An 8,655-nucleotide genomic window follows, 5' to 3' on the forward strand; every position below is an offset into this window, starting at 1 on the left:
GTGTCAGTCTGTCGAGCGACCATAAGACCAGAACAGAGTAAATCTGTTAAGGCAGGTGCGAAAAATCCTTCGGGAAAGAAGCAGAAACCTAAATCGTGAGGTTTGGGAATCACCGTCCGTTTACGGCGGTGAGGATGTCAACTGGGTACTCTGTAGTTGAGAGCTAAAAAAAGTCAGTGGTTTTCAGGAAAAACGGGGAGGGTTGAAAAGTGAAATCAAAAGAAAAGGGAATACCGTTAAAACTACCGTCGTCCGAGTCAGGTTTCTCGATGTTAGAAGTGATAATTGCCATTTTAACTATTACCGCTTTCTTAACAGGAACCTTACAGTTAATGGCAGTGAATGCCTTATATAAAGTTCGGTCAGAAAGACAAGCTCAAGCTAACTTTTGGATACAAGAAGACTTCGAGGATACCAAATATCAAGCTTCGACTTTAGATTTCGACGAGAAGTGGTGTACAGGAGAAGAGGGTTATGCCACAGCTTTAAGAGTACAACTAAACGCTAATCCCCCCGCCGCCAAACCAAAACTAATTGTCGGTAAAAACTATTCTCTCGCTCGAACTTTTCCTGATGATGACGCAGCCCAGTCCGCTCATCCCCATCGTCTCCGTATAGAGTATGAAGTGAGATTAGCTGATGATCAAACTCCTAAAGATTACCCCAACCAAGAAAATGTTATTGCCGAAAGTTCTGTCGAGGTGATTCCCGATGCGTCGTTTAACTGTCCATAAAAATCAGGGTTTTACCCTGTTAGAAATTTTGGTAGCTTTGGCAATTGCGGGAATTCTTGCCGCCTTAACTGGACCTAATTTATTAGCTTGGTTAAATAGCAATAAAGTCCAAGAAGCCACCGATTCTATACAATCAGCCCTACGGGATGCCCAAAGACAAGCCATCCGTCTAGGGAGAATTTGCACGATTAATTTTACTGAAGGGACTGGCACTGGTCCCACGGTTTACCGGCAAATAACTGCCAATCAACCGGGTTGTTTAGTGGCGACTAATACTAATGCGGGTTCCCTAAGTCTGCCGCAGGAAGTATTTATGGTGGTGGATAATTTTCCAGATGTTCCCCCTGATGGCGACAGTCCGGGGGTACAGTTTTCCTTTCGGGGTCATGTGCCGGGGTTAACCTTTGAGCCGCGGGCAAACCAAGCGATAATCGTATTATATCCCGCCGCCGATGCCGCCAATCCCTATCCCAACCAAGAAAGAAAGTGTATAGTTATCGCTTCTCTGTTGGGAATAGTTAAACAAGGCACTTATAACGGCAATCCTCTAGATACGCTCGATGCCAATAATTGTCAAATCCGTCTGGATGGAACCCAACCCTAATCAGCTTCTCAAGGCAACATACCCCACTGTCCCCTGTGCAGTCAATCACCCGCTGCAGGATCGCAGAATCCAACCCAGTAAGACTCCGATACCACCAAAGCGGACAATTTGCCAAAAAACCTCCCCCAGCAGTCCGCGACGGATTCCTTCCCAGAATAGGCGCTTTAATTCCCCTTCTTTAAGTAAATTGCTTTCTAAAATTACCTCTAATTCTTGAATCTGTTCGCGAATTTGTAACAATTCCTTTTCTAGTTCAGGTAGGGGATTTTCCCGCCATTGGGGTTCTATTTGGCTAAATTGTGCCTCTAGGTCTTTTTTTTGCTGTTCTGCTTCGTTGATCTGTCGATAACGGTCTTTTAGTGTTGCGATCGCCGCTTCGACTTCTTCAATTGCTTCGGTAAATTCTGCCGATTCATCGTTAGGGTACGGGTTTTCTTCTAAGGACATGGACTCAATGGGATTTCCTGCGTCTAAACTATAGTTATAGACGATTTTACGGTTTTACGAAACCTTTTGATTATGATTCCATCCCCTGTCTCCTCCGCATCTCAGACTATTGATGATCTATCTACCCCGGAATTGGCGCGGATTTTGGCGGAACGTTTGGCGATCGCACCGATTGACTGGCATCGTCTGAAGGCTAACCGTAATGCTCGGGCCGCTGAACAATTAGGGACGGCTTTGGTGTTTTTATTAGATAATCAGCCAGAAGAAGCACTTCCTCGGCTACAACAGGCTACAGGCTGGCTCGATCGCTCGATTTCTGCTCCTCCCTGTCCTTCTCACGGTCACGGTCATTAATTAAACCAGCGTTCCTGTTTAATTTGTTTACAAAGTTTCAGTTGGGTTCCTTGTTGATTCCAGTGAACTTGGTCGAAGATTTGATATAACATACACAGTCCTCGGCCATTTTCCGCTTCTTCGGGGGGAAAATTGGGACAATCGCAACTACAGCCATGATGGGGACAACCTGGCGTAAATCCACAACCTTCGTCGGTAATTACCCAAGAATACTCGTCTTTACTGCTGGAAAAGTGAACGACCACGGTTTTGCTGGGATCGAGATGATTGCCGTGTTTAGCGGCATTAACTAAAGCTTCTTGCAATCCTAATCTAATTTCTGGTTCTAATTCTTCGGGAATACTAGCGGTCAATAAATCTAAAATCGGACAAAGATACAAGGTGGAAGCGAAACTCATGGTGTTCCAACTTCGTTTGCTTGTTGGCAGTGAAATAGCAATCACGCACTTTACCTCTAGCTTATATTCAATGACTGTTCTCTTACAGAAAGATTAAGGTCTCTTAACCGTCGATCTAGTTGATTGCCATACCTAATGAGTCATGTTTTATCCCTTTTCTGTCTCTGAGATTGATTAGATATTTTTATGATTGATCTACACACCAATCGAGAATCAAGGCCACTTTGAGCGGGTAATTAATCAAAAAAGTAGTTGACTGGAACGGTCTTTAGTATGCTATTATCCTTACCCATTGACTTTTCGACCATAAACGGCTAAAGTGTCGGGTTTTTCCTCCTATTTCATCCTACCATATTCGCTGTTTTTTGTCTAAGAAAAGCGGCGCATTCGACGTGGGGAGTTTGGGGAAAGAAATCAGCTGTTTGCACTTCTAGCAGTTGATAATCGCCTGTTTTACAGAGATATTGCAAGTCTCTGGCTAAAGTTGCACTTTGACAACTGATATAAACAATGCGTTGACTTTGCAGCCGTAACAGACTATCGAGGACAGATCGATCGCAACCTTTGCGGGGCGGATCGAGTAGAATAATGTCGGGTTTAACTGTCAGTTGCGGTAAAGTTTTTTCTACTGCCCCCAAAATAAAAGTTGTGTTGGTAATATTATTTAATTGGGCGTTAATCTTGGCTCGATCGAGGGAAAAGCTATAGGATTCTAGTCCAATCACCTCTTTAACCCGTTTAGCGAGGGGTAAAGTAAAAGTACCGATGCCACAGTAGGCATCAATAAGAATTTCTTCACCTTTAAGGTCTAATTTCTGACAAATAACCGCAAATAAAGCCTCAGCAGCCTCTGTATTAACCTGAAAAAAGGTATCGGCAGCCAATTGATAGGTTAATCCGGCGAACTTTTCGGTAATATAGTCCCGTCCGGCGATAGTTTGAGTCTGACTGCCAAAAATAGCATTACCTCGCTCGGGGTGATAATTCACGGTTACACCGACTAAATTGGCGTATTTTGCCAGCCATTGCTGCGCCTGTGCCTCAATTCCCTGTAAATTATTATCGGTACTAATCAGGGTTAATAAAATTTCTCCCGTGTGGCGGCCAATTCTTAGGGATAAATGGCGTAATTGTCCTTGGTGGGTCTTTTCATCGTAAATTGACCAGCCTTGACCCTGAATATCCTGTTTTATCTCTGCTAGAAACGGATTTAAAGCCTGATCTTGAATCGGACATTGATTGAGATTAATCAGATGATGGCTGCCGCGACGATAATAACCTGCTTGCACATTGCCGGTGGGGGAAAATCCGAGGGGATAGGTAGCTTTATTGCGATAAGCGAGGGGAGAATTACCGGTGAGGGGAGGATAAACCAAAGGATCGCTAAAACCGCCAATTCTGGTTAATACCTCTTGTACTTGCTCTTTTTTGACTAGGCGCTGAAATTGGTCCTCGATGTGTTGCCATTGACAGCCACCACATTTATCGGCGACGATGCAGCGGGGACGGATACGATGGGGAGAAGCTTGGAGAATAGTTTGTAGTTTGCCGATCGCATGACTTTTTTTGATATAGGTGATGCGAGTTTGAATGCGATCGCCAATGACCGTATCCGGCACAAAAATCACCTGTCCTCGGTATTTTCCCACACCTTCGCCCGTATGGTTGAGGTCGGTAATCTCGATCTCGATTAAATCACCTTGTTGCATAGTTAGGGAAACCAGTTTTCATCCAGGGTTTCTTCTGGGGTAATAATGACTTCTATAGGAATTTCTTGCTTGCTCAATTTCGAGACTATTTGCCTAGCTTTTCCATAACAAGAATCGAAAATTTCGAGGAGATAAGGTTTTAAGCTAGGACTGTCTTCCAGCAGATCGGCAATTTGAACTCGAAAATTAATAATGGCCGCTTCCCATTTATTAGCATTATACTTTCTTTCCGTCTGCCAATAAACTAACTTGAGCAGATGAGCTAATAATTGAATTAACAAACTTTTGAGAGCCTGTCGATTATTTTTTCCCATGCTTGCTAATTCCTCGATCAGATTAGTCCAGTCAACCGAGGCAAAATCCTCCTGTCGTAATTGGTTAACGGTTGTCTCGATCCATAGCTGAAAATCTCGATCGTATAAGCTGATCTTCGAGATCGGTATTTGAGCGGTCATGGGAGGTAAACAGTAAAAACAATCCAACTCTATTCTACAATCAAAAATTAATTTTTCTAAAATCCTAGATCGGCTTTGGCAATTTTGGCCGCCGCTAATACTTCCTCATCGGGTAATTCTCGCCAGTCGGTCGCACCTATTTCAGCATAGAATTTTTGATCGTAGGCGCGAGTACGAATTACTACCGGCATAGGGACCGCATGACCTAAAACTAAAGCTTGTTGTTTTGAGTCTAATTTCGCTAAAACTGATCGCAAACTTCCCCCTCCAGAAACCCCTGTAAATATGGCTTCGATGTCCTTTTCATCGTTTAATAAACAGGTGATTCTTGTCCCTACCTGAGACATGACTTCGTTATCAATTCCTGAAGGTCTTTGATCAACAATTAAGAGAGTAACAAAGTATTTTCGCATCTCCCTAGCGATGGTTCCAAAAATAGTTTGATGCACCACGGCAGAATCTAAAAATCGATGAGCTTCTTCAATAGTAATCACTAACTGTTGCGGCCGATCAACGGGGTTTTTGGTTTGTAAAAAATATTCAGCTTTTTTAACATAATTAGCATGAATCCGACGGGTGATCATATTGGTGGCTAACATATAGGAAAGCATATTACTTTGGGAGCCAAATTCAATGACAACGTGCTTACCTGCATCTAAAGCTTGTAAAACCTGATCGATATAATTGTGGGGACAAGTACTTCTTAAATATTTCAAACTATCTAGACGCATTAATTTTCTCTGGAGGGACATGATTGATCCCGCATGGCCTTGTTTTTCCGTACAGAAGATTTTAATATCCTCGTTACTCATATTTAATAACTGAGTAATCCAAGATTCTCCATACTCGTTATAGAGAATATTGGCATTATCTAAACTAGCTTCCGAGATGCCTAATTCCCGACCGATTAAACGAATATCCTCGATTTCAATTTGATTATAACTTAAGAATAATTCCTGCGCTCCTCGTACTCCCCGGCGTTTGGTAGAATCGGGATCGAGGGTATAAATTTCTACCTGTCCGGGGAATAATTGACATAATCCTTTCACCGTAGAAACCTCCTTCCCCTCTTTCATCGCTTCCCAACCGTATTCCGAGTGCATATCAAACATGAGGTTAACCCCTGCTTGTTTGCGAATAATGCCCGAAATTAGTAATCTGGTTAAAAAGGATTTTCCCGTCCCGGATTTGCCAAAAACACCGTTACTACGTTCCACAAAGCGATCGAGATTAATACATATTGGCACGTCCATGTCAAGGGGTTGACCAATAGCAAAATTCTTTCTGGTGGGATCATCTTCCCAACCGAAAACCATGCGAAAATCCTGCTCACAAGCTTCATAAACTTGGCTAAAATGCGCGGGAATAGTTTTAACTGGCAGTAATTCTAAATCGGCGCTAGTTTGGGGTTGAAAAGAGCCTAAAGAAGTGTCAGAAACTGCGGGAGAATTACCTCCAGTCGGAGTAAACATGAGCATAGGCGATAGTTCAATAGTACCATAAGTACCGCTACCCGCTAAAACATCGCGCATAAAACTATCATCGGGATGGGGAGGATTCGCGATAATCCGGGGACTGGAGTTACCCAGGGAGACATCGGTGAGGAGACAGAAAAAACGCGATCGAGTGCCTTGCACCACCAAAAACTTACCGACGCGCATATCTTCTACCGAAATATCCGGATAAAGACGGATTTCTAAACCTTCACTCAGGGAACCTTGAATAACCGATCCGAGGGGTTGTTCACTCATGCTAACCTTTATTTGTGGCGATCTATCTCCCTATTCTGTCACTTTTCCGTTAATAAGTGCAAACTTGATCGGGTACAGTAAACAGTAATCAGTGATCAGTAAACAGTAAAAAGACAGTAGGAAACTGGAAGATGTACCAGACTAAGGCTGAATCCGCCGTATTAAATACTTCCCACTTAATACATACTGCACACTTAAAACTCAAATCTGATAACTGATAACTGATAACTGATAACTGATAAAGGGGTTTAAGAAAAAAAATCGGGTTGATCAACGGGAAGCAAGGAAATAGCCAAGGGAGAAGAGAATGCCACTAAAAAAGTGAAGATTAACCGCTATAAACTTGCAGTTACTGACTAGCTGAGGTTGGTCGTGATTTTGGTTAACGTGGTTGACTAATTGCCAAGCGAAAGGGAGACTAAGGAAGATTAAAAGAGTGAGAGGGGGATAAACCTGGAGCAGGACAAAAACTACCGTTAAAACGTAAACGAGAACCGTCACTACGGTTAAAACTTTAGAACCCTTTAAAGTACCTAAACGGACAATAGGTGATTTTTTACCCGCTTTGAGATCATCGGCGACTTGATGGAAATGGGAACAAAAAAGGATGATAGAAGTAGTAATCCCGATAATAATTGAAGCCGCTAGACTAGAGAGGGAAAAAGTGCCAGCTTGGGAATAGTAGGCAGCGGCAATCGCCAAGGGTCCAAAAGTAAAGAAACAGATAATTTCACCTAATCCTTGATAACCGAGACGGAAGGGAGGCCCTTGATAGGTATAGCCCAAAAAACAGCAGAGGGCGATTAATTCTAGGAGCATCCAATCGCCTCGCCCATAACTAATAGCAAAAATACCAGCGATGCCTAATAATAGAAAAAGATTACTCAGCCAGAAAATTAAAGATTTGTTACCGGTTAAATTAACAATCGAATGGGCCTTATTGACATCGATCCCGGTATCGGCATCAAAAACATCATTACTGAGATTTAACCAAGCGAGAATTAAAATAGCTGAGAGGATAAAAGTGGCAAAAACCGGGGGAGAAAATAGACCTGTTTCCTGATAAGCGATCGCTGTTCCCAGAATAATCGGTATAATCGCCACACTATACATTGGTGGTTTAATGGCTGCTAACCAGAGTTTTTTGGGCGAGGGAGTGGTGACAGTATCGGTGGTCATAGTTAAATAGGGTTTGCTGAAAAAGTTTTTCCTAGGAGTAGGGTGTAGGGTGTGGGGTTTTACCGATTTTTAGGGGGTCAATTAGCCAATTTTCAGGGAAAAAGTGCCTGAATTTACCCTGACTACTGACGAGCGACTCCTATTTTGATTTTGACCAGAGGTCTGATCATACCTCGGTTTTAAGGATATTTTACTCAAAAATGGAGATAAATAGACTAAAGCCGGGTAAGACATCCTCTCCGCTTAAATTAGCCGGTAGTTCCATAATTTCTACGGGTTGCTGAGGACGATAAATTTCCACTTGTTGTTGTTGAGGATTAACTAGCCAACCTAATCGCAAACCACTGTGGAGATATTCCCGCATTTTAGCTTGAATTTCTGGGAGGGAATCGCTACGGGAGCGCAGTTCAATGACGAAATCGGGACAAATAGGCGGAAATTTCTCCTGTTCTTCTCGACTCAGAGCTTGCCAACGAGTTAAACTCACCCAAGCGGCATCGGGAGCGCGATCTCCGCCCTTCGGTAAACGAAAAATCGTCGCCGAACTAAAGACTTTACCCAATCGGGTTTGACGATTCCAGATACCTAAGTCAATGATAAAATCGGCCTCTCGGTTGCCGCTAATTCCCCCAACAGGTGGCATGACAATTAATTCTCCTTGAACGTTTCTTTCCAATTGCCAATCTGGGTTAACTTGACAGAGACAGTAAAACTGCTCATCGGTGAGATTGACTGTATCTAAGTTTAAAATCACTGCTGCCATAGCTATATTTCGCCCTAGAAAACACTCTAGTCTTAATTATAGTCAATTAGGGCTGGCTGAATAAATCTAAAAACCTTGCTGGATAAGAGTTTTAGACTTTTTTGAAATCCAAAAGTACCAGATATGGGAGTGATCAGGGGGAAATTCAGCTACTTTTTCCCTGAAAATTAGGTAATTGACCCCCTCAAAATCGGTAAAACCCCACACCCCACACCCTACACCCTACACCCTGCTTCTAGGAAAAACTTTTTCAGCAGACCC

10 protein-coding genes are annotated in these 8,655 nt (G+C 42.9%); 3 read left to right on the forward strand and 7 right to left on the reverse strand.

The genetic code is table 11. The features are described 5' to 3' along the window. The first annotated feature begins 269 nt into the window (after positions 1-269). Together O9290_RS19800 and O9290_RS19805 are read left to right on the forward strand one after the other, a co-directional pair. Positions 270-734: a type 4 pilin gene (locus tag O9290_RS19800; protein ID WP_288057831.1), complete on the forward strand. Its 465-nt coding sequence runs from the start codon at positions 270-272 to the stop codon at positions 732-734. Next, positions 712-1,338 carry a pilus assembly FimT family protein gene (locus tag O9290_RS19805; protein ID WP_052277972.1) on the forward strand — a complete coding sequence of 209 codons (627 nt, stop codon included), beginning with the start codon at positions 712-714 and terminating at the stop codon, positions 1,336-1,338. Before O9290_RS19800 ends, O9290_RS19805 begins: the two co-directional genes overlap by 23 nt. A gap of 45 nt (positions 1,339-1,383) precedes the next feature. Here the strand turns inward: O9290_RS19805 and O9290_RS19810 are convergent, their stop codons facing one another. After that, positions 1,384-1,785: a sll0565 family protein gene (locus O9290_RS19810; protein WP_002763677.1), complete on the reverse strand. Its 402-nt coding sequence runs from the start codon at positions 1,783-1,785 to the stop codon at positions 1,384-1,386. 72 nt (positions 1,786-1,857) lie between these two features. Here O9290_RS19810 and O9290_RS19815 point away from each other — a divergent pair, with 72 nt between their 5' ends. Then, positions 1,858-2,139, forward strand: coding sequence for a DUF6439 family protein (locus tag O9290_RS19815; RefSeq protein WP_002763679.1), 282 nt, complete (start codon positions 1,858-1,860; stop codon positions 2,137-2,139). Here the strand turns inward: O9290_RS19815 and O9290_RS19820 are convergent. From O9290_RS19820 to O9290_RS19845, 6 genes are all read right to left on the reverse strand, one after another. After that, on the reverse strand, positions 2,136-2,537 hold the full coding sequence (locus O9290_RS19820) for an ATP-binding protein (RefSeq protein ID WP_002763681.1): 402 nt from the start codon (positions 2,535-2,537) through the stop codon (positions 2,136-2,138). The genes O9290_RS19815 and O9290_RS19820 overlap by 4 nt on opposite strands. 341 nt (positions 2,538-2,878) lie before the next feature. Beyond that, positions 2,879-4,246, reverse strand: coding sequence for a 23S rRNA (uracil(1939)-C(5))-methyltransferase RlmD (gene rlmD / locus O9290_RS19825; protein WP_288057810.1), 1,368 nt, complete (start codon positions 4,244-4,246; stop codon positions 2,879-2,881). 2 nt (positions 4,247-4,248) lie between these two features. Continuing rightward, the gene (locus O9290_RS19830; RefSeq protein ID WP_288057815.1) at positions 4,249-4,701 is read right to left on the reverse strand and encodes a DUF29 domain-containing protein; all 453 of its coding nucleotides are present in this window, start codon (positions 4,699-4,701) and stop codon (positions 4,249-4,251) included. A 56-nt stretch (positions 4,702-4,757) separates the two neighbouring features. Beyond that, complete coding sequence (locus O9290_RS19835; protein ID WP_288057817.1) at positions 4,758-6,452, reverse strand: helicase HerA domain-containing protein; 1,695 nt, start codon at positions 6,450-6,452, stop codon at positions 4,758-4,760. Positions 6,453-6,722: 270 nt separating this feature from the next. Beyond that, positions 6,723-7,631, reverse strand: a complete 909-nt coding sequence (gene menA, locus O9290_RS19840; RefSeq protein WP_002763692.1) for a 2-carboxy-1,4-naphthoquinone phytyltransferase — start codon at positions 7,629-7,631, stop codon at positions 6,723-6,725. 190 nt (positions 7,632-7,821) lie between these two features. After that, positions 7,822-8,394, reverse strand: a complete 573-nt coding sequence (locus tag O9290_RS19845; RefSeq protein ID WP_288057818.1) for a Uma2 family endonuclease — start codon at positions 8,392-8,394, stop codon at positions 7,822-7,824. Positions 8,395-8,655: the final 261 nt, after the last annotated feature.

It is taken from the genome of Microcystis sp. LE19-41.2A (genome assembly GCF_027530405.1).
GTDB classification, from domain to species: Bacteria; Cyanobacteriota; Cyanobacteriia; order Cyanobacteriales; family Microcystaceae; genus Microcystis; species Microcystis aeruginosa.

What these genes read in the sequence shown, in the direction of transcription:
- O9290_RS19845 (WP_288057818.1), bottom strand. Translation starts at nt 8,394, where the DNA reads ATGGCAGCAGTGATTTTAAACTTAGATACAGTCAATCTCACCGATGAG.
- rlmD (WP_288057810.1), bottom strand. Translation starts at nt 4,246, where the DNA reads ATGCAACAAGGTGATTTAATCGAGATCGAGATTACCGACCTCAACCAT.
- O9290_RS19805 (WP_052277972.1), top strand. Translation starts at nt 712, where the DNA reads ATGCGTCGTTTAACTGTCCATAAAAATCAGGGTTTTACCCTGTTAGAA.
- O9290_RS19800 (WP_288057831.1), top strand. Translation starts at nt 270, where the DNA reads ATGTTAGAAGTGATAATTGCCATTTTAACTATTACCGCTTTCTTAACA.
- O9290_RS19810 (WP_002763677.1), bottom strand. Translation starts at nt 1,785, where the DNA reads ATGTCCTTAGAAGAAAACCCGTACCCTAACGATGAATCGGCAGAATTT.
- O9290_RS19820 (WP_002763681.1), bottom strand. Translation starts at nt 2,537, where the DNA reads ATGAGTTTCGCTTCCACCTTGTATCTTTGTCCGATTTTAGATTTATTG.
- O9290_RS19830 (WP_288057815.1), bottom strand. Translation starts at nt 4,701, where the DNA reads ATGACCGCTCAAATACCGATCTCGAAGATCAGCTTATACGATCGAGAT.
- O9290_RS19815 (WP_002763679.1), top strand. Translation starts at nt 1,858, where the DNA reads ATGATTCCATCCCCTGTCTCCTCCGCATCTCAGACTATTGATGATCTA.
- menA (WP_002763692.1), bottom strand. Translation starts at nt 7,631, where the DNA reads ATGACCACCGATACTGTCACCACTCCCTCGCCCAAAAAACTCTGGTTA.
- O9290_RS19835 (WP_288057817.1), bottom strand. Translation starts at nt 6,452, where the DNA reads ATGAGTGAACAACCCCTCGGATCGGTTATTCAAGGTTCCCTGAGTGAA.